The sequence below is a fragment of the Gordonibacter pamelaeae genome, assembly GCF_003340385.1.
GTDB lineage: Bacteria > Actinomycetota > Coriobacteriia > Coriobacteriales > Eggerthellaceae > Gordonibacter > Gordonibacter pamelaeae.
The window spans coordinates 239,979-259,776 of sequence record NZ_PPTS01000005.1 but is presented as its reverse complement, the minus strand read 5'-3'; the positions used below and the strand labels follow the sequence as shown (position 1 = coordinate 259,776).

The window sequence follows — 19,798 nt, the reverse complement described above, 5'->3', positions numbered from 1 at the left end:
TATACGACAATTACGGGCCCAGAACGCAAGAAACCCCTGCTCCCCGGGCGTCGGCTGCGAGCCCAGGGAACAGGGGAGCTTTTCAGGGGAGCGCTAGTCCGCCGCGCCGCCCGACATCGACCCGCCGCCGCGCACGCCGGCGTGGCCCAGGTCGTAGTTCGTCAGCAAGAGCTCGGCGTCCCGCGCGATGCTGTCGCGCTTCCGCGGCTCCGGAACAACGCCCGAGCCCTGGGTGAACACGAGCTCGCCGTCCACCGCGTCCACATCGATGATCGACCCCGTGGACCACTTGCCCTCGAGGATCTCCTCGGACAGCGGGTCCTCCAGCAAGCGCTGGATGGCACGGCGCAGCGGGCGCGCGCCGAACGTGGCGTCGGTGCCCTCCTTGGCGATGAGCTTGCACGCCGTGTCGGTCAGGTTGATGGACATGTTCTGCGCGATAAGGCGCTCGCGCAAATCGGCCACCATGAGCTTCACGATCTCGGCGATCTGCTCGTCGTTCAGGCTCTTGAACACGATGATCTCGTCGATGCGGTTCAGGAACTCGGGACGGAACAGCTTCTTCATCTCGGACATGACGCGGCTCTTGATCTCCTTGTCGGAGAGGCCCGCGTGCTCCTCGGTGGAGAAGCCGAGCGTCGTCGGCTGCGCGATCTCGCGCGCGCCCACGTTCGACGTCATGATGATGACCGTGTTGCGGAAGTCAACCGTGCGGCCCTGCGCGTCCGTCAAGCGGCCCTCCTCCAAAATCTGGAGCAGGATGTTGAACACGTCGGGGTGCGCCTTCTCGATCTCGTCGAACAGCACCACCGAGTAGGGGCGCTGGCGCACGGCCTTCGTCAGCTGGCCGCCCTCGTCGAAGCCCACGTAGCCCGGAGGGCTGCCCACCAGGCGGCTCACGCTATGCTTCTCCATGTACTCGGACATGTCGAAGGACAGGAGCGCGTCCTCGGAGTTGAACAGGAACTCGGCCAGCGCCTTGGACAGCTCCGTCTTGCCCACGCCCGAGGGGCCCAGGAAGATGAACGAGCCGGCGGGGCGCTTCGGGTCCTTGAGGCCCGAGCGCGAGCGGCGGATGGCCTTCGAAAGCGCCGTCACGGCCTCTTCCTGGCCCACGACGCGCTCGTGCAGCACGCTCTCCATGCGCAGCAGCTTCTCGGTCTCGGCCTCGGTGAGGTTGGACACCGGCACGCCGGTGGTCATGGACACCACGTCGGCGATATCCTCCACCGTCACCTGCTGGATGGTCTTCTGGGCGTTCTCCTCCCAGTCCTTCTCGGCCTGGACGCGCTTGTCCTTGAGCTGGGCCTCCTCGTCGCGCAGCTGGGCGGCGCGCTCGAAGTCCTGGGCGGCGATGGCGCCGTCCTTCTCGGCGCGGAGCTTGCGCAGCTCCTCGTCCAGGTCGCGCAGCTCCTTCGGCAGCGTCATGTTGCGGATGCGCATGCGGGCGCCGGCCTCGTCGAGCACGTCGATGGCCTTGTCGGGCAGGAAGCGGTCCTGGATGTAGCGGTCGGCCAGCGTCACGGCCGCCTGCAGCGCCTCGTCGGTGAAGTGCACCTGGTGATGCGCCTCGTAGCGGTCGCGCAGGCCCTCCATGATGCGCAGCGCCTGCTCCTCGTTCGGCTCGCCCACGGTGATGGGCTGGAAGCGGCGCTCAAGCGCGGAGTCCTTCTCAAGGTGCTTGCGGTACTCGTCGATGGTGGTGGCGCCGATCACCTGGATCTCGCCGCGGGACAGCGGCGGCTTCAGGATGGCGGCGGCATCGATGGAACCCTCGGCCGAGCCCGCGCCGATGAGCGTGTGCATCTCGTCGATGAACAGGATGATGTCGCCCGCGTCCATGACCTCCTTGATGCACTTCTTCAGACGCTCCTCGAACTCGCCGCGGTACTTGGACCCGGCCACGAGCGCGCTCACGTCGAGCGTGAACAGGCGCTTGTCGCGCAGGATGTCCGGCACCTGGTTCGACACGATGAGCTGCGCCAGGCCCTCGGCCACGGCGGTCTTGCCCACGCCCGGCTCGCCGATGAGCAGCGGGTTGTTCTTCTGGCGGCGGCTGAGCACCTGCATGACGCGCTCGATCTCGCCCGCACGGCCGATGACCGGGTCGAGCTTGCCGTCGCGCGCCTTCTGCGTGAGGTCGGTGCCGAACTCCTTGAGCACGCTGTCGGAGCCTTGGCCCTGGGGGTCGAACGCGTTGCGCCCGGCGTAGACGGGGCTCTGCCCCACCAGGTCGTTGAGCGCGCTGCGGATGTCGTCGCCGGAGACGCCCAGGCGCGTGAGCACCTCGAGCGCCGTGCCGTCGCCCTCGCGCACGATGCCGAGCAGCAGGTGCTCGGTGGAGATATAGGATTGGCCCATCTGCATGGCCTCGCGCAGGCTGTTCTCCAGCACGCGCTTGACGCGCGGGGTGAACGACAGGTGGCCGGACACGTCGGTGTCCTCGTCGATGGCGACCATCTGGCGGATGGCCTGCACCACGGCGTCGTACTTCACGCCCTTGCGGTCGAGGGCTTGGGCGGCCAGGCCGTCCTTCTCTTGTATGAGGCCGAGCAGGATGTGCTCGGTGCCCACGTAGGGCTGATGGAGCGAGCGGGCCTCGTCCTGCGCCAGGACGAGCACCTTGCGCGCTTTGTCCGTAAACTTCTCAAATGACATGCTAGCCTCTATTCTCGCAGAGTCTATCGTATGGTTCCGTGCCATCTTAGCACTCTTGTATTGAGAGTGCCAATGCCGCATATAGCCGCACACGCTCGCTCCACAAGCGCAGGCGGCGGCGACCCGTCCATCCTATCACGACCTCTCCCGGCACGCCGCCGTGCCTCCCGATGCCTCCAAAAGTGCGCACGTCTGACGAGGTTCTGACACGTGCGCGAAAAAGGCCGCCCGCGCGACGGTGCGCGGGCGGCCTTCGATGCGGTCGGTTCTGCGGACGCGCTAGTACAGCTTCGCGCCGGCGGGGATGCGGTCGTCCACCATCAGCAGGTTCAGGCGCTCCTCGGGCTCGCCGTCCTCGCCGGGCTCCTCGTGGATGGCCGAGAGCAGCATGCCGCACGATTCGATGCCCATCATCTTGCGCGGCGGCAGGTTGGTGATGGCGATGAGCGTGCGGCCTGCCAGCTCCTCCGGCTCGTAGTAGGCGTGGATGCCGGACAGGATCACGCGGTCGACGCCCGTGCCGTCGTCGAGCGTGAACTGCAAGAGCTTCTTGGACTTGGGCACGGCGACGCACTCCTTCACCTTCACGGCGCGGAAGTCCGACTTGCTGAACGTGTCGAAGTCCACCTCGTCCTCGAACAGGGGCTCGACGACCACCTTCGAGAAGTCGATGGGGGCAGGGGTCTCGGCGGAAGCTGTCGGCGCAGCGGCGGCAGTGGCAGCCTGCGCCGCGACACGCGGGTGACCGCCGGCTGGCGTCTCATCCCTCATGTGAGGAAAAAGCAGCACGTCGCGGATGGACGGCGCGTCGGTGAGCAGCATGGCCAAGCGGTCGATGCCGATGCCGCAGCCGCCCGCCGGGGGCATGCCGTACTCCAGGGCGCGCACGTAGTCGTCGTCGTAGCCCATGGCCTCGTCGTCGCCCAGGTCCTTCGCCTCCACCTGCTTGCGGAAGCGCTCGGCCTGGTCGATGGGGTCGTTCAGCTCGCCGAAGGCGTTGGCGTACTCGTGCCCGCAGATGAACAGCTCGAAGCGCTCGGTAAGCTCGGGCTCGCCGGCCTTCTTCTTGGCGAGCGGGGACACCTCCAGGGGATGCTCGGTCACGAACGTCGGCTGGATGAGCTTCTCCTCGGCCACGGCCTCGAATATCTCGGCGATGAGCTTGCCCTTGCCCCACGCGTCCTCCGCGTGGCCGCCGTTGCGCTCGAGGATGGCCACCAGCTCGTCGCGGGTGCGCGCGAAGCTCACGTCCTCGCCCGCGCCCTCGCTGGCCAGCTCGATCATCGTGGCGCGGCGCCACGTGCCGCCGAGATCGACCTGCTGGCCCTGGTACTCCACCTGCGTGGTGCCGCACGCGGCCATCGCCGCGGCCTGCACGACGCCCTGCGTGAGCTCCATCATGCCCTCGAGGTCGCTGAACGCCTGGTAGAACTCCATGGTGGTGAACTCGGGGTTGTGGTAGGGGTCCATGCCCTCGTTGCGGAACTGGCGGCCGATCTCGAACACCTTCTCGAAGCCGCCCACGATGAGGCGCTTCAGGTGCAGCTCGGTGGCGATGCGCAGATAGAAGTCCTTGTCGAGCGCGTTGTGGTGCGTGACGAAGGGCCGCGCGTTCGCGCCGCCGAGGATGGGATGCAGGATGGGCGTCTCCACCTCGTAGTAGCCGTGATCCTCCATGTAGCGGCGGATGGCGGCCACGATCTTGAAGCGCTTCTCGAACGTGCTTTTCACCTCGGGGTTCATGACGAGGTCCACGTAGCGCTGGCGGTAACGGGTCTCCTTGTCGGCCAGGCCGTGGAACTTCTCGGGCAAGGGGCGTAGGCTCTTGGACAGAAGCTCGAACGAGTCCACGGCCACGGACAGCTGGCCGCGCTTCGTGCGCATCATCGTGCCGCGCACGCCGATCCAGTCGCCCACGTCGAGATCCTTGAGCTCGGCGAAGGCGTCCTCGCCCAGCGCGTTGATGCGGCAGAACAGCTGCATGTCGCCCGAAGAATCGCGCAGCTCGAGGAAGGCGAGCTTGCCCTGGTCGCGCTTGGCCATGATGCGGCCGGCCACCTTCACCTCGTCTGAGGTGGACGCGCCGTCCTCCAGGCCCTCGTACTGGGCGGCCAGGTCAGCCAGGTGGTGCGAGTACGCGAATGCGTGCCCGTACGGGTCGCGTCCCGCCGCGATGAGCGCCTCGCGCTTCGCGCGGCGCACCGCGATGGGATCGTCCTCGACGACCTGCCCGTTGCCCGTCGTGTCGTTGGTGTCGCTCATAGTTCGGTGCCCCTCAATCTCGTCCAGCTCGCAGAGCGGGCTCGCCCGCACGGGCCGAGCCCTTCGCGCGAAGCGCGAAAACCAACCGCGCAGGTTGGCGTAGTAAGTCAGCGAGGCCCGCCCTCGTGCCCGAGATTCGGGGGATGGCGCGGGCGCCGCGTACCTTGGGTACGCAAGCCCGCGGCATCGCGCGAAGATCGGGTGCGAGGGCGGTCCGCAGCGTCGGCGAGTTCCGGCGGCCGTCAGGCCGACGGAACTTCCTAATGCTCGATCTTCAGAATAACCATGGAGATGTCGCGGCCGGTCGGGCCCGTGGTCTCCACTTTGTCGCCCTTCTTGTGGCCCAGCAGCGCAGCGCCCACCGGCGACTCGTTGCTGATCTTGCCGGCGGCCGCATCGCTCTCGGCGCCTCCCACGATGGTGAACACGCGCTCCTTGCCGCCCATGTCAACCGTGACCATGGAGCCGATGTTCACCTTGCTGGAACGCTTCGGCGTGTTCACGACGGTGGCCTCGGAGAGGATGCGGCTGATCTCGGCGATGCGCGCCTCCATCATGCCCTGCTCGTTCTTGGCATCGTCGTACTCGGAGTTCTCCGAGATGTCGCCGAACTCGCGCGCCACCTTGATGCGCTCGCCGATCTCGGCGCGCTTCTCGGTCTCGAGGTAGTGCAGCTCCTCCTCGAGCTTGTCCTTGCCCTCCTGCGTGAGGATGAAGTTGTCGTTTGCCATGCTTCTCACCTGTCCGATACCTACAACAGGCACGTCCGGTTTCCGGACGTGCGGTTTGACTCTCTGTACGTGAGTTCCCGACGGAGTGTCGGTCGATATACAAAAAAGCGGTATGTGCCCGGCCGAGCCGTCTGCACATACCGCGAACCAATTCGCTAGCGCCGGGCTATTCGGCCTTCTTCTTCGCCGCCGTGGTCCTCTTCGCAGTCGTGGTGGTCTTCTTGGGGGCCGGCTTCTCTTCCTCGACCTCTTCGATGACTTCCTCGTCCTCGTCCTCGGCTTCCTCGATGGCCTTGCCGCCGCCCATGCCCTCGCGCAGGTTCTTGACGGTCTTGCCGATGGCGCCGCCGAGCTTCGGAAGGTTCTTCGGCCCGAAGATCAGCAGGATGACTGCCAGGATGATCAGCAGCTCCGGCATGCCCATACCCAGGATTTTCATACATTCCTCCAAGCTTGTCTTACGGGCCGCCACCGCAGCGCGTCCCGCCCACTCCAACGCCATCAGAGTAGCACACACTATGCAAAAAAGGGATGCTCCTTGAAAGTTACATCCCTTTAGCTCCCTGGTCGGGTTGACAGGATTTGAACCTGCGGCCTCTGCGTCCCGAACGCAGCGCTCTACCAAGCTGAGCCACAACCCGTAAGCTGCTTGTTGCAGCGACGGATATGATAGCACAATGTAATCGAAGGTAAAAGAAAATGTGGCAATATTTCCCCCTCCACGTCTTCTTCACCAGTGGCCGAGGCCGATTTCCCCCGTTGGAGAGGCCGGCGGATGCGCCCTGGACGACAAAGCATCCGCCTCGAGCAAGGCAGGGAGACGGAGACGGCGGCTCACACCCCGGCTTCGCCTTTCGCCTCCAGGTGCACGAGGGGAACGATCTTGGTCATGATCACGCCGTCGGACACCACGTCGCCGGCGTCATCGTAGGCCGCCACGTTCCAGTACTGCTTCACGGCGCCGGTGCGCTCCGAGACTTCTTCGCGGTCGAGGTCGGCCACACCCCGCAGCAGGCCCTTCTTGCCGCCCTTGCGATGGCGCACCCGCACATCGACGCCGAAGGGGCGCTCGCGTTCGAAATCGGTGCTCTGCTCGGCGCCGATGCTGGCCACCGTCTCCAAGAGCGCGATGGTCGCGCCGCCGTGCAGGTAGCCGTGCGGCTGGAGCACGTCGGAGGTGATGGGCATGACCGCCTCCACGTGGCGCCTGCCGGCAGAGACGGTGTCGATGTGCAGCGTTTCGGTGAGGGCCATGGTGCTCCTTCTAGCAGGACGTGCCGGCAAGCGTGCGGATGAGTTCCTGGATATCGGCAGGCACGGAGGGCGGTTGGGCGGCGGGCTTGCCAATGAGGTAGCCTTGCAGGTAGTCCACGCCCAGCTCGATGACGGCCTTGAGCTCCGAGGGCGTCTCCACGCCCTCGGCTATCACGCGTATGCCGCGGTCGTGCGCGTAGCCTATGAGGTTGCGGGCGATGTCCTGGTGGTCGCGCGCCACGTCGATGCCGCTCACGATGCCCATGTCCAGCTTCACGAAGTCGGCGTGGTAGTCGAGCAGCGACGTCTCGCCGTTGTAGCCGCTGCCGAAGTCGTCGATGGCGAGCCGCGCGCCCCAACGCCGAGCCAGGCCCTCCTTGTACAGCGACATCTCGCGGCTGTAGTCGCTCTCCGTGATCTCGATGACTAGGCGCCTGAGCAGGGGGCCGAACCGCTTCTGCAGCTCCACCTCGTCGTCGGAGGACAGGCGCTGCGTGGCGATGCTGTTCACGAACAGGGTGGCCGCGCAGGCGGCGTCCTCGTGCTTGGCGAACGCCTCAAGGGCGCCGAAGAACGTGAGGTGCTCCACCCGGTAGAGCTTCGACTGCGAGCGCGCGAGCAGCAGCACGCGGTCCGGCGTGGCGATGGAGGGAAGCTGCGGTCGCATGAGCGCCTCGTAGGCCACCGCCTCGCCCATGCGGGCGTCCACGATGGGCTGGAAGTGGTAATCGATGAGGTTCTCGTCGAGCAGGCGGTTCAGGTCCTCCTTGTTGTTGAGGATGAACGCCCCCCGCTCGTGGCTCTTGGGGTCGAAGCGCAAAAGCGCGCCCTTGCGGTGGTTCTTCGCCTCGTACATGGCGAAGTCGGCATATTCGCGCAGGTGGGAGAAGTCCACGGCGTCCTCGGGATAGAACGCCACGCCCACGGAGGCGCGCACCTTGAGCACCGTGGCGTCGGGCGCCTCGAGCACGCTCGTGTCGAGAGCGCGCATGAACGCGTCGAACAGGCGGTACGCCCCGTCCGCATCAGCGCAGCGGTCGACGAACACGAGGAACTCGTCGCCCGAGATGCGCGCGAAGAAGCCCTCCCCCTCGAACGTGCGCTCGATGACGCTGGCCGCGGCCTTGATGTAGTGGTCGCCCCAGTCGTGGCCGTACGTGTCGTTGATGTACTTCAGGTTGTCCAGGTCGAGCATGAGCATGACGCCGAACGCCGGCGGATCGTCGGCCAGGCGCTCGGTGACGGCCTGCTCGAACGCACGGCGGTTCAAGAGGCCCGTGAGCACGTCGTGGTCGCGTTCGTGCTCGATGCGGCGGCGCGTGGCTATCTCGTCGGTCACATCCTCAACCAGGCCGAACACCCGCGTGCGGTCGTCGCTCTCCACCGTGACGATGCGCACCCAGCGCCGGCCGTCGGCGTCAGAAACGATCCAGCGGCCGTCGGGCTCCTGCTCGTAGCGGGGGCGCAGCGACTGGAACAGCTGCTCGAACGCCGCGAGCGGCAGCGCGCCGCCGAGCGAGCCCTCGCGCGCGGCGCCCTGCTCGCCCGTGCCCGGCGGGAGCACGAGGCCCATCGCGTCGAAGAAGCCGTCCGTGTACGTGGCCGTAGACGAGGCAAGGTTGCATTCGAACGCGGCAATGGAGCGGTCGGAAAGCTTGAGTATCTGCGACAGGCGCGAGCTGTCCGAGGCCACCTCGGAGCCCAGCATCTCGATGGACTCGGACAGCTCGTCCACCTCCACGATGCCGGTGGGCGTGAACGAGATGGGCTGCTCGGGGCTCGCGGCGCGCACCTCCCCCATGAGGTGGCGCAGGCGGGACGACGAAAGCCATGCCGTGAGAACGGCGACGACGATGCCCACCACGATGGAGGCCACGAACACCTTCAGAAGGTTCTCGGACAGCAGATGGACGGCGGAAAACAGCTCGTCCTCGCGCTCGAGCCCCACGAGCACCCAATGTTCGGAAGCGAACGGCGACGTGCTGTCGTAGAGCTTGATCTCGGACGCGCTGGCAGCTGCCAGCGCGTCCGACGATGCGGCTTCCGACGGCTCCACCGTCATGCGCCCCTTATCGTCGAGGAACGATTCGAACGAGCCGTCCTCCACATAGAGGCTCTGGGACGCGCCCGTGGCCGTGAGCACCTCGTAGACGCGCGGCTGCCCGGCCGCCGGCGCTGCCCCGCCGTCGCGCGCGAAGCCGCCTTCCTCGCCCGTGACGGCCAGCAGGTAGGAGCCGTTGCCCTCCTCGTTGAGGTCGAGGTACGGGAAGAAGGAGGCTATGCGATCGAGCCGGACCTCCACGCCCAGCACGCCCACGACGTTGCCTGCGGCGTCTCTCACCGGCTTGCTGTACGTGACGGACTGCGTGCCCGTCCATCCCAGGTCGACGGGGCGCCCCCAGTAGCCCAGGTCGCTCGTATCGGCATCGGGGTACTGCTGGGCCGCGCGCAGGGGGCGATAGTAGAAAGCGCTCTGGCCCTCGCCCTCGGCGGCCAGCGGGAACGTGGCCGACCACTGGCTGTCGAGCGCGATGTCGAGCCGGCGTGCCACGCTGATGGGACATGCCGCCAGCTGGAGGTCGGAGCCGTTCGCCACATCCACCTTGGGGTTGGCGTCGCGGATATAGAGCGCCGGGTGCCCTTCGCCCTCGGCGGAAGAGGCGGTCGTGCCGTCCGTGAGCACGAGGTAGGCGCCATCCACCTCGGCGCGGCGGGCGAACGACAGCAGGTCGTCGGCCGATGCGTCGATAACGGCAAGCGAGAGGTCGGATCCGGTGACGATATCGGCCGCCGACGCACCGTGCGCGGCGAGGGCGGCATCGATGTCGTCGCCCACATGCTCCACGACCACGTCGAAGTCGGACCAGCGGAAAATCATGTCGTTCTCAAGGTAGCCCGCCCGGCTGGAAACGCGCTCGGAGAACAGGTCGTAGGCGTCCGTCTCCATCTGCTCGAGCGTCTCGCTGCGCGCGAGCACGGCCACGCACATGATGCCCTGGATGGCGAGGGCGATGCAGAAGGGCACCACGACAAGGACCTTGAACGTCAGCCCACGCCGCGCGCCCCGCTTTTTTCCCGTACCCAGGCCCATGCCGCCGTCGCCTTCCTTCCCCAGCCCTCGCCCGGAAGCGATTCGGCTAGGCTATCGCCGCTTCGAGCTTTGCGGTCAGGTCGGCGAGCCAGGCGTCGAACACGGCGTCCTCCAGGTACGGCGCCACAGCCTCCTCGGGGGTCGCGCCGCCCTCGACGGCGGCCGCCACGGCGGCGCGGTCGGCCACAGCCTTGTCGGACAGCGCCTTCTCAAGCACGGCGCGCGCCTCCACGCCTCCCTTGAACGGCGGGTTGGCGTACACGCCCGCCTCGATGGTATCGAGCGTGGCCGGCAGGTTCACCAGGTAGTTCTCGGACGTGCCCTCCACGGACTCGGCCGCCTTCTGCAGGTTGTCGAGCGTGAGCGCATCCTTCTTCACGGGCACGTAGCCGGCGCTGATGGAGAAGGCCGTGTTCTGCTCCTTGTCGGTGAACCACTTCAGGAACTCCACGCAGGCGGCTTCCTTCTTCTCGTCGGACTTCGCCACCACGAAGCCGGCGCCCTGCTGGGGCGCGCACGGCTTGCCGTCCTTGAACGTGGGGTTCGACAGCGCGGCCAGCTCGATGGGGTAGCTCGTGTTGTCGTCGACCGTCACGGTCTTGGGGAAGTACACCACCGACGAGGACGAGCCCACATAGCAGACGAGGTCGCCCGTCTTCACGGCGTCGGAGCGGAACTTGCCCTCGGCGGAGAACCAGCCCTGCACCATGGGCACGTAGTAGTTGTCCCAGAGCTTCTTCATGGTGGTGCGGTCGAGGTCGAGCGAGCAGGCGCCGCCCTCGATGTCGAACACATCGTGTCCCAGCTGGCGCGAGCCCATTATCAGGTAGTTCGCCATGGCGTCGCGGCCGAAGAACGGACGCCCGTCGCCGGCGGCGTCCGGCGTCTGGGCGTCGGTCCACTCGTAGTAGCGCTGCGCCACGGCCGTGATGCCCTCGATGGTGGAGAGCTCCTCGAGCGTGGACCCGGTGGCGTCGGCGAATTTCTGCCAGTCGGTCAGGTTGATCTGCAGGGTCTCGGTGGACTTACCCACGGGGAACACCTTGAGGCTGCCGTCGCCGTTGATGTCGCCCTCCTCGATGAAGCTGTCGACGTACTGGGCCTTCTCGTCATCCGTCAGGTAGGGCGACAGGTCTGCCACGCGGCCGAGCTCGTCGATGACCGACGCGGTGTCGGAGTACGAGAGGAACGCGTCGGGCATGGCCTCGGAGCCCACGAGCTCCTGCGCCGAGTCAGTGACGGCGGCGGCCAGGTCGTTCACGCCGCCCTGGCTGGAGCTGGTGACCACGACGCCCGTATCCTTGCCGCGGCCGGCGTTGAACTCCTTGACCAGATCCTCGAACGCCTGCTGCTGCGTGCCGTTGTAATAGGTCCAGAGCTCCACCTGCACCGGATCGGCCGGGTCGAGCACGGACGCCTTCCCGGCATCGGTCGACGCCCCTTGGCCGCCGCCCGCGCATCCCGCGCAAGCCAAGGCCCCTGCCAGCGCGAACGTCGCAACGGCGCCGAATATCCTCCCACGTTTCATACTGCCCCCGTTCTGCAAGCGGGCCTGCGGCCCACGATATGCTACCATCCCGCTATTCTATAGCATGGGAAACCCCCGTATGGCGGAAACCCTTGATTGACTCAGTTTTTGAGGTTGGATAACGTGCGGAGCGCCGCGGGCGGCGGTCAGCGATCACCTGGATCGGAGGAGGGGGCCGGCGTGCCGGCGTGCCGCTCCTGCGTCGGGCGGCCGGTGCCCGCCGAGGGCGCGTCCTGCGCTTTCGCCTCGTCCAAGCGCTTGGCCTGGCCCTCGACGGTGCGCATGCGGTCGGACTTGCGGGCGGTGCGCACGGTCTTCTTCGCCTCCTGCTTGAAGGACTTCGTGGTCTGGATGAGGATGGCGCCCACCAGAAACGGGAACCAGAACACGATGCCGCGGTACACGAGCGCGATGGACAGACCCGCCGCGCTCGACTCGCCGAACGACGTGAACGCCACCACCACGGCCGCCTCCACCACGCCCACGCCCTGCGGGGTGATCGAAATCATGGCGAACAGCGTGGCCACCACGTATCCGCAGATGAGCGCCTCGGGTATGGTCACGCCGAACCCCACGCCCACCAGCGAGAAGCACGCGAGCTCGCACAGGGAGGCCACCACGGAGCAGCCGAACGCCTTGGCGGTGGCCTTCGGGTTGTGGGCGATGAGGCCGGCCGCGTCGGAGAACGAGCCCACCGTGCGCTCGACCCACGAGTCCAGCGGCGGCTTCTTGAAGCGCACGCGGATGCGGTCCACCAAGCGCTCGATGGGGCGCAGCGCGCGCAGCACGAGCGCCGGGCGCTTGCGGCCGAGCACCAAGATGAGCACCATGACCGTGACCAGCGCGATGACCAGCAGGCCCAGCAGGAACCACAGCGGCGAGAGCCCCACGGTGAACGCGAGGATGGCGAAGCCCACGAGCATGATGGTGGCGAAGCCCGAGTCCACGGTGATCTGCATGAGCAGGGCCGCGCTCGTGGCCCGCCCCGGCGGGATGCCGCGGCGGCGCGCGTCGTCCACCACGAGCGTGGTGCCGGCGAGGTTGAGCGAGGGGGCGATGGTGTTCATGAAGAACGTGCCGAACACGAGCGGCAGCGTGGAGCGCGGGTCCATGCGCTCGCCCACGGCCTCGAACGCGAACGAGTAGGCGAAGCTCTGCGCGAAGTACTTGCCCAGCTGCGTGCACAGGGCGGCGACAAGCGGGATGACCGACCCCTTCTTGATGGTCTCCACGAGCTCCACCAGCTGGTCGCCGCGCAGCAGCACCACGGCCAGCACGATGACGATGACGAGCCCGATGAGCAGGTTGCGCACGCTCAGCTTCACAGCCCGCCCCCGTTCCGTCCCATGGCTCCCCCGCCGCTAGCGGAGGAACTCCTTCAGATCCGTGTTTTTCAGGAAGTCCAGCTCGTCGGCCGTCTCGGCATCCGTCTCCAGGAACAGGAAGCCGTAGGTGCCGGTGCGGCGCACGTCGAACGGGCGCAGCGCGAGCACCTGCGAGAAGCGGTCGCGCAGCGCCTCGTAGTCGAAGCGCTCGTCGCCCGTCGCGTCGTCGGGCGCGTTGAGCAGCGACATGGAGTACACCTTGCCCTCCTTGCCGGCGAACGCCGCGCCGAAGTCGGGCTGGACGCCCTCGAGGAACGCCTCGTAGGTGCGGTAGCCGTACGCGTACCAGCTGACGTCCGTGCCGCCCAGGCCGGCGAAGCGCAGCGGGTTGAACTCGATGGGGCACACGTGGCCCTCGTCCACGCGCACCTCCACGTGCACGGGGAAGTTGCGGGCGCCCACGAGCGCGTTCACCTTGTCGAGCCAGGCGGCGAAGGCCGGGGCGTTGTCGCGCACGATGGCGGCGCTCGTCACGTACATGCGGTCGGACGTGTCCTCGGCCGAGGCGAAGTCGTGGCGCAGCACGTTCAGGATGCGCGCGCGGCCCTGCTCGTCGAAGTAGGCGTCGAGCGCGTACTCCGTGCCGTCGATGTAGCCCTCCAGGATGAACGATCCGGCGCCGATGACGCTCTCGGGGTAGAGGTCGTGCCAGCTCGCGGCATTCTTCTGGATATCGGCCAGCGCGCGCTCCCAGTCCTCGCGGTCGGCCACGGCGTACACGCCCACGCTGCAGAAGCCCACGGAGGGCTTGAGCACGAACGGGGCGGGCAGGCGGGCGAAGTCCAGCTTGAACAGCTCGTCGATGGAGCACGTCTTGAAGAACAGGTCGGGGTCGAGCCCGGCCAGCGCGCGGCGCATGGCCGCCTTGTCCTTGAACAGGTCGATGGCGCGCGCGAGCGGCGCGTTGCCCGCATGGTCCACGACCCACGCCAGCGCGTTCTCGGAGTTCGTGTACACGCGCTCGCCCGCTTCGATGCGGCGGGAGGCCTCGTCCTCGCCCACCAGGTTGAGGCGGCGGCCCTCCGTGGCGAGCGCGGCGGCCACGGCGTTGTCCAGCACGGGATGCTGCGACTGCTCCAGCCAGTCGACCAGGGGATCGGATACGTACGGCTCGTCGAGCACTATCATGGGCGCAGCTCCTCCTTCGCAGACGGTTCGTCTGCCAGTATACCCTCCTGCTCCACCTGCCGCATGAGCAGCGCGCCCTTTTCGGCCTGCTGTTCCCAACTTGTTTTGCGCGGCGGCTCGGCCGCCTTCTCGCCGCGCGCGCGGCGCTCGGCTGGCGCGGCGTTGCGCAGGCGGGACCCCGGGCCGCCCGGCGCGCCCGCGCGGGCGCCGGCAAGCTCGTCGAGGTCGTCCGATCCGGCATCGGGCGCGCCGGCCGCGGCGTCGCGGCGGGCGCGGCGCTCGGCGCGCCAACGGCGGAACCGGGCCACGTTCTCGCCGAACTCGCGGGCGATGCGCGCGGCGTCGCCCTTGAGCACCACGGGCCGGTCGAACGCGGAGCGCTTCCAGAACAGCCACACCACCAGCACGACGGCGGCCACGGCCACCTGCCACGTGTTCACGTAAAGGAACTCGGCGCCGGCCAGCAGCACGAGCGCGCCGATGGTGAGCGCCCACGCCGTGCGGAAGCGCAAGATGAGGCCCACCGCCAGCACGACGAGCACCGCGCTTCCCACGATGAGCGCCGGGCCGATGAGCACGCCGCCGATGTTTACCCACTCCGTGAGCACGGTGAACGGCTCGAACGACTTGGGGATGAGGGCCAAGCCCAGGTTCACCAGGCCCACCAGCAGCACGAGCGTGCCGGATATCCAAGCGAGGTCCTTCGCGCGCTGCTCTTCGGAGGGGTTCTTCTTGTCGGCGAAGAAGCCGGATTGGGACAGCAGCACGGCGCCGATGCAGAAGGGCATCCAGAACATGATGCCGCGGTACACGAGCGCGATGGCCGTGGCCGTGGCGAGCGAGCACCCATGCGCCGTGAGGATGGCCGCGATGGCGGCCTCCACCACGCCCACGCCCTGCGGCGTGGGGCTGAGTATCACCGAGATGGCCGCCACGGCGAACGCCGCCACGAGCGCGGTGACGTGGGTGAAGCCGAACGCGTAGCCGATGGCCACGAGGCACGCCATGTTGAGGATGGCGGAGAACGACGCATAGGCCACGGTGACGAGCGTGCCCTGGGGGTTCTTCGCCAGGATGGACGCCGACGAGATGAACGAGCCGGCCGTCTTGCGGCCCCATCCGGGCTTGAGGTGCCTTTTCAGCAGGCCGAGCGCCTTGTTGATGAGCGACTCGAGGCCCAAGAACAGCCGGAACAGGATGCGCGGCTTGCGGTAGCCCGCCACGAACATGCTGGACAGCACGGCCAGCACCGCCGCGAGCGCGAGGCCCCCCACGAGGAAGAGCGTGTTCATGGAGCCGGACACGAGCATGGTGACGAAGCCGATGACCGAGATCACGAGGATGGCGGCGAAGTAGCCGATCTGCGAGAGGATGGCCCCCGAGGTGGACTGGCCCGCGTCGCAGCCCCTCCGGTGCGCGTCGTCGATGATGAACGCCACGCCCGTGGCGCCCGAGAACAGGCAGAACGTGTTGATGAACACGAGCGAGAAGATGAGCACGACGTTGTGCCAGAAGCCGGTCTTATGGCCCACGGCCTCGAAGGCCGCATCGTAGGAGGCTGCCTGCACCAAGTGGCGGGCCAGCATGAGCGCGCACGCCACCACGAGCGGCACGAGCGCGCCGGTCTGGAGCGTGGCGAGGAAGCTCGCCAGGTAGTCGGCGTTCGCGATGAGGAAGCACACCGCGACAATGCCGAGGACGAGCAGCAGCGCTTTCTTCAACCGGACCCTTCCTGCGAACGTTACCTGGAAGCGGTTAGTATAGCACGAGGTCGTGGAGGGGAGGCGCTACGCCCGGGCGGCACGTTTGGCGGCGCGGTAGGCGCGCAGGGCGTTGCGCAGGTTCTTCACGTCGAACAGCACGGCCGCGAGGAAGAAGACGACCAGGCCGACGGTCACAGCGCCCTGGCGCGGCGCGATGAGGAACACGAAGGGGGCGCCCAGAAGCGCGATGGGGACGATGAAGCCGATGAGGCAGCTGCCCAGCCGCTTCCACAGGCCCCAGACGAGCGATATCATCACGTAGAAGAACAGGCCGGTTGCCACCGAGCCCAGCAGCGCGGCCACGGCGAGCACGGCCGCCTTGCCCGCCACGGCCAGCGCCTCGCTGCGCAGCGAGCGCACGGCCTCGGCCAGCACCTGCTGCGGGGTCTTGCGCGGCTCGGCGGCGCGGAAGGGCGCGAAGGGGTCGAACGGGTCGAAGGGCCCGCCGGCGCCGGGGCCGCCGGTAGCCGTGCGGGTGCCGTCCCAGGACGTCCATACGTAGGTGGTGCGGCCGGGCGCGGGGCCCGTGCCCGTTCCCTGGCCGAACGGCGAGCCCTGGCCTCCCGCGAAGGGCCAGCCGGCGAACGGGTCCTGGCCGGGCGCAGCGGACGAGCCGGGACGGCCGGGATGCGCGTAGGGGTTGTTGGCATAGGGACGCGGGTCGCGGCGGGGGTCGAACTCGGGGGTCCACGAGCGGTTCAGCAGCACGTCGCGGGCCTCGTTGATGCGCTTCGTGAGCTCCTCGGCCTCGGCGCGCTCCGGCGAGTCCAGGGCGAACTTGTCCGGGTGATGCGCGATCACCAGCTTGCGGTGGGCCTGCTTGACCTCGTCGTCGGTGGCGCCGTCGGCCAGCCCCAGGGTTTTGAGCGCTTCGGATTTCTTCATGGGGCCACTATACAAAACGGCAACGGCGGGGCGCGAGGCGGGACGGGCGCGTTGCCGTCCCGTCAGACAAGAAACACATCACACGGCGCCGGCATGCCGGGAGCAGACAGCCTGCGCAGCTTCTTCGAGCTCGGGCGCCCCCTCCCACGGACCTTTCTGCACAGTTTTTACCAGTTTTATACATGCTTGGAGCGCTTGCGGGGACTTTTGCATCGTCGGCCTTTTCGCGATCAGGGAAAACGACGCCAACGGAAGGCACCGCGATGCCGTCGAGGCGTACAATCGTCCCTCGAACTCCTCCTTTTGCAGAAATCTGGTAAAAACTGTGCTACCGCAGAGCCCGCCTTGGTTCGTTCCTCTTGGTGCGGCCCTCGGCATGATCGGCCTTGAAGTCGGCGTGCATGCCGACTTCGTCTGGCAGGCCGGAAGAAGCGGACGAAAGCGACGGGTCGGCTGGCTGCTCGGCCGGCTGGTCGGGCGGCCGCTCTGGTGGCGGGTCGGGCGCCCTCTCGGGCGGCGGGTCCTCCAACACGCCGGTCAGGCGCTCCTTGAGCGTGAGCTTGCGCGGGGCGAAGGGGTGCGGAAGGGGCACATCGTGGCCGATGGAGCGCAGGGCGATATCCCAAAGCGTGGGACTGCCGCCGCAGTAGAGGTAGCGCTTGCGCTGCCCGGAAAGCGCCGCCTCGTCCACATGTCCCGCGGCGGCAAAGCCGTCGAGGATGCCGTCGGCCGTCTGCTTGGCGCGGCCCTTGCGCCAGGCCACCACGCCGTTCGCCACGAACACGCCCACCGTGTAGGGCAGCACGAACGCCTTGATGAGCGCAACGAGGTCGTCCGAGCGGTACTGCGCGATGGCCTGCGCCTGGCTGCTGGCCACGCCGGCGTCGAGGCCCGCGCCCAGGTGCCCCGCCGCCCCCTGCTCGGCCAGATGCTGCACGTCTGCCAGCCACACGCCCGCGAACACGATGACCGCCGCACCGAACGCCGCCGCGGCCACGCCGATGCCCTTGAGCCAGCGCGACACGCTGCGCAGCCAATAGAGCGGCACCGAGTAGGTGTACAGCAGCAACAGCAGCGCCGCCGCCACGATGGACACGCCGACGATGAGGGTGTCCTGCCTAAGGAAGTAGCCGACGGCCGCGCCCAGGAGTCGCTGCATCTCGTAGAGCCAGGCGAAGCCGCCCTGCAGCAGGCCCTCGGCCGGCACGCCCAGCCCTGCGAGCACGTCCATGGCCCACGACAGCAGGATGCTGGCCACCGCCACCACGATGAAGAACACCGGCAGCGTGACGGCGATGCTGGTGAGGCCGCGCAGCACTGAGGAGTCGAACCGCAGCGCCAGGGTGTAGAACAGCAGGAAGCCGCCCAGCAGCACCGCCGTGAACGCCAGGTAGGGAGCGAGCACGCCGTCCTCGGCAAGACCCGGGAACACGGCCAAGGCCGCCCGCACGGCAAGCAGCACGGCCACGCCCGCAGCGACCGAGGCCGCGCCGAGCGCACGGGATCGCTGCAGCAGGTCGCGGCGCACGTCGAGCGAGGGATGCCCCTCGCGGTTCTCCGCCACACCCACGTAGCACAGCGAGGCAACGGCGCGCACGGCATGCGCGACCTTAACCCCGACGACGGCCGCCACCGGGGCGAACAGCAGCAAGCCAACCCAAGGTGGCAGCGCGAGGCACACCGCCCCTGCGGCGAGGACCGCCGCCGCAACCCGGTACAGGCTGGCGAACGGCGCGCGCACCCAGGCGACGAGGCGCCGCGCCGGAGCGCGCAACGAGGACTTCATGGACGTTGCGAATCTGCTCATGGACAGCAGTGTAGGATGGCCAGCCTGCAGGCACAAGCAACGAATGGGCCGCAGTTGCCTTAGAAAGCCTTGATGGCGTCGCGGAGGAACTCGGCGGCGCCGGGGGCCCATGCCTCGTAGTAGGCCTTGAAGCGCTCGTCGGCCACGTACATCTCGGCGAGGCCCGCATGCGCGGCCTTCGAGTACGTGCCGTCCTTCCAGAAACGGCACAGCCACTGGCGGTGCAGGTCGGCCGCACGGTGCGCTTCCTCGCTTGCCGGGTCGCCCGTCTCCATCGCCGCCACGAGGGCGTCCCTGATCTCCCGCTCCAGCTTCTGCGTGGCGCGGTACTGCTCTTCGGTCATGCCCATAAGCTTCGCGTTGCTCGCGTCGGCGGCATCGTCCCCCCAGCGCTCGCGCACCTCCTTGCCGTACTTCTTCTCGTTCTCGTCCACGAGGCCTTGCTTGAACGCCTCGAACTTCTCCTCGTCCTTCATCGGGTCATCTCCTTCCATGCTGGCGAGCGTCTTCTCCACGCTCGCGATCAATCTGTCAAGGCGCTCCTTGCGCGCGTGCAGCTCGCGCAGATGCCCGGCCAGCGCTTCGCGCGCGTCGAACGCCGGGTCGTCCAGCAGCCGCTTGATGTCCGCCAGCGGCATCTCGGCCTCGCGGTACAGCAGCACCTGCTGCAGCCGGTCCACCTCGGCGGGTCCGTAGCGACGGCACCCGTTCGCCGCGCGCCCGGCCCGCACCAGCCCCAGCTCGTCGTAATGGTGCAGCGTGCGCACCGTGCACCCCGACAACGCCGCCAGCTCGTGCACCGTGTAGCCGCGCTCCGCCCGCTCGCGCTCCATGGGCGCCTCCTTCCTTTCGCGATCGCACCGATAGCCTACACCCTCACGTTGCGTGAGGGTCAAGCGAGAATAACCGCCGATTGTTTCCGTCTCTTCAAATACTTTATTATAGATGATATTATGTACTGAATTAAGCATGACGAAAGGAGCATTATGCCAGCCCTTGCCGCGCCGCTTCCCATCATCAGGCCCATCACCGACCTGCGCACGCAGCTCAACGACGTGTGCACGCAGGCGACCGCCACCCAGGAGCCGGTCGTGCTCACGAAGAACGGCACGGCGTCCTACGTGCTCATGGACAGCGGCGCCTACGAGACGGCCGAGCGCCGCAACCGCGTCTACCTGGCCCTGCGCGAGGCCGAGATCGAGGAGCGCTACCGTCCCGAGGCCGTGCCCGCCGCGGAGTCAGACGCGAAGATGCGCGAGATATTCGCCCTCTGGGGGCTCGACTACCAGCCGAGCGCGAGCTAGCC

At 67.7% G+C, this 19,798-nt stretch carries 14 protein-coding genes and 1 tRNA gene; 1 reads left to right on the top strand and 14 read right to left on the bottom strand.

What is annotated here, in order from left to right:
- Positions 1-93: 93 nt before the first annotated feature.
- The 14 genes from C1877_RS09665 to C1877_RS09600 form a co-directional block, all read right to left on the bottom strand.
- Positions 94-2,658: an ATP-dependent Clp protease ATP-binding subunit gene (locus C1877_RS09665; protein WP_114569043.1), complete on the bottom strand. Its 2,565-nt coding sequence runs from the start codon at positions 2,656-2,658 to the stop codon at positions 94-96.
- 279 nt (positions 2,659-2,937) lie between these two features.
- Positions 2,938-4,920 (bottom strand): lysine--tRNA ligase, encoded by a 1,983-nt coding sequence (gene lysS, locus C1877_RS09660; protein WP_015538930.1) that lies wholly within the window; start codon positions 4,918-4,920, stop codon positions 2,938-2,940.
- A gap of 260 nt (positions 4,921-5,180) precedes the next feature.
- Positions 5,181-5,651 (bottom strand): transcription elongation factor GreA, encoded by a 471-nt coding sequence (greA, locus tag C1877_RS09655; RefSeq protein WP_015538931.1) that lies wholly within the window; start codon positions 5,649-5,651, stop codon positions 5,181-5,183.
- 166 nt (positions 5,652-5,817) lie between these two features.
- Positions 5,818-6,090, bottom strand: a complete 273-nt coding sequence (tatA, locus tag C1877_RS09650; RefSeq protein WP_015538932.1) for a twin-arginine translocase TatA/TatE family subunit — start codon at positions 6,088-6,090, stop codon at positions 5,818-5,820.
- A 125-nt stretch (positions 6,091-6,215) separates the two neighbouring features.
- A tRNA-Pro gene (locus C1877_RS09645) sits at positions 6,216-6,292 on the bottom strand.
- Positions 6,293-6,485: 193 nt separating this feature from the next.
- Complete coding sequence (locus C1877_RS09640; RefSeq protein ID WP_015538933.1) at positions 6,486-6,905, bottom strand: PaaI family thioesterase; 420 nt, start codon at positions 6,903-6,905, stop codon at positions 6,486-6,488.
- A gap of 10 nt (positions 6,906-6,915) precedes the next feature.
- Positions 6,916-9,996, bottom strand: coding sequence for a bifunctional diguanylate cyclase/phosphodiesterase (locus C1877_RS09635; RefSeq protein ID WP_244909843.1), 3,081 nt, complete (start codon positions 9,994-9,996; stop codon positions 6,916-6,918).
- A 46-nt stretch (positions 9,997-10,042) separates the two neighbouring features.
- Positions 10,043-11,524: an extracellular solute-binding protein gene (locus tag C1877_RS09630; RefSeq protein WP_114569042.1), complete on the bottom strand. Its 1,482-nt coding sequence runs from the start codon at positions 11,522-11,524 to the stop codon at positions 10,043-10,045.
- Between the two features lie 146 nt (positions 11,525-11,670).
- Positions 11,671-12,849 carry a lysylphosphatidylglycerol synthase transmembrane domain-containing protein gene (locus C1877_RS09625; protein WP_114569041.1) on the bottom strand — a complete coding sequence of 393 codons (1,179 nt, stop codon included), beginning with the start codon at positions 12,847-12,849 and terminating at the stop codon, positions 11,671-11,673.
- Between the two features lie 36 nt (positions 12,850-12,885).
- Positions 12,886-14,037: an ATP-grasp domain-containing protein gene (locus C1877_RS09620; RefSeq protein WP_015538935.1), complete on the bottom strand. Its 1,152-nt coding sequence runs from the start codon at positions 14,035-14,037 to the stop codon at positions 12,886-12,888.
- Complete coding sequence (locus C1877_RS09615) at positions 14,034-15,758, bottom strand: lysylphosphatidylglycerol synthase transmembrane domain-containing protein (protein ID WP_227155797.1); 1,725 nt, start codon at positions 15,756-15,758, stop codon at positions 14,034-14,036. Before C1877_RS09615 ends, C1877_RS09620 begins: the two co-directional genes overlap by 4 nt.
- Before the next feature lie 66 nt (positions 15,759-15,824).
- Positions 15,825-16,685 (bottom strand): J domain-containing protein, encoded by an 861-nt coding sequence (locus C1877_RS09610; RefSeq protein WP_114569040.1) that lies wholly within the window; start codon positions 16,683-16,685, stop codon positions 15,825-15,827.
- A gap of 328 nt (positions 16,686-17,013) precedes the next feature.
- Complete coding sequence (locus tag C1877_RS09605; protein ID WP_227155799.1) at positions 17,014-18,492, bottom strand: hypothetical protein; 1,479 nt, start codon at positions 18,490-18,492, stop codon at positions 17,014-17,016.
- Positions 18,493-18,551: 59 nt separating this feature from the next.
- Positions 18,552-19,325 (bottom strand): MerR family transcriptional regulator, encoded by a 774-nt coding sequence (locus tag C1877_RS09600; protein ID WP_114569038.1) that lies wholly within the window; start codon positions 19,323-19,325, stop codon positions 18,552-18,554.
- 153 nt (positions 19,326-19,478) lie between these two features.
- Here C1877_RS09600 and C1877_RS09595 point away from each other — a divergent pair, with 153 nt between their 5' ends.
- Entirely contained in the window at positions 19,479-19,796 is a 318-nt protein-coding gene (locus tag C1877_RS09595) for a type II toxin-antitoxin system Phd/YefM family antitoxin (RefSeq protein WP_015538938.1), read from the top strand.
- The last annotated feature ends 2 nt before the right edge of the window (positions 19,797-19,798 follow it).

What these genes read in the sequence shown, in the direction of transcription:
- tatA (WP_015538932.1), bottom strand. Translation starts at nt 6,090, where the DNA reads ATGAAAATCCTGGGTATGGGCATGCCGGAGCTGCTGATCATCCTGGCA.
- greA (WP_015538931.1), bottom strand. Translation starts at nt 5,651, where the DNA reads ATGGCAAACGACAACTTCATCCTCACGCAGGAGGGCAAGGACAAGCTC.
- C1877_RS09630 (WP_114569042.1), bottom strand. Translation starts at nt 11,524, where the DNA reads ATGAAACGTGGGAGGATATTCGGCGCCGTTGCGACGTTCGCGCTGGCA.
- C1877_RS09595 (WP_015538938.1), top strand. Translation starts at nt 19,479, where the DNA reads ATGCCAGCCCTTGCCGCGCCGCTTCCCATCATCAGGCCCATCACCGAC.
- C1877_RS09600 (WP_114569038.1), bottom strand. Translation starts at nt 19,325, where the DNA reads ATGGAGCGCGAGCGGGCGGAGCGCGGCTACACGGTGCACGAGCTGGCG.
- C1877_RS09610 (WP_114569040.1), bottom strand. Translation starts at nt 16,685, where the DNA reads ATGAAGAAATCCGAAGCGCTCAAAACCCTGGGGCTGGCCGACGGCGCC.
- C1877_RS09620 (WP_015538935.1), bottom strand. Translation starts at nt 14,037, where the DNA reads ATGATAGTGCTCGACGAGCCGTACGTATCCGATCCCCTGGTCGACTGG.
- C1877_RS09640 (WP_015538933.1), bottom strand. Translation starts at nt 6,905, where the DNA reads ATGGCCCTCACCGAAACGCTGCACATCGACACCGTCTCTGCCGGCAGG.
- C1877_RS09665 (WP_114569043.1), bottom strand. Translation starts at nt 2,658, where the DNA reads ATGTCATTTGAGAAGTTTACGGACAAAGCGCGCAAGGTGCTCGTCCTG.
- lysS (WP_015538930.1), bottom strand. Translation starts at nt 4,920, where the DNA reads ATGAGCGACACCAACGACACGACGGGCAACGGGCAGGTCGTCGAGGAC.
- C1877_RS09605 (WP_227155799.1), bottom strand. Translation starts at nt 18,492, where the DNA reads ATGAGCAGATTCGCAACGTCCATGAAGTCCTCGTTGCGCGCTCCGGCG.
- C1877_RS09635 (WP_244909843.1), bottom strand. Translation starts at nt 9,996, where the DNA reads ATGGGCCTGGGTACGGGAAAAAAGCGGGGCGCGCGGCGTGGGCTGACG.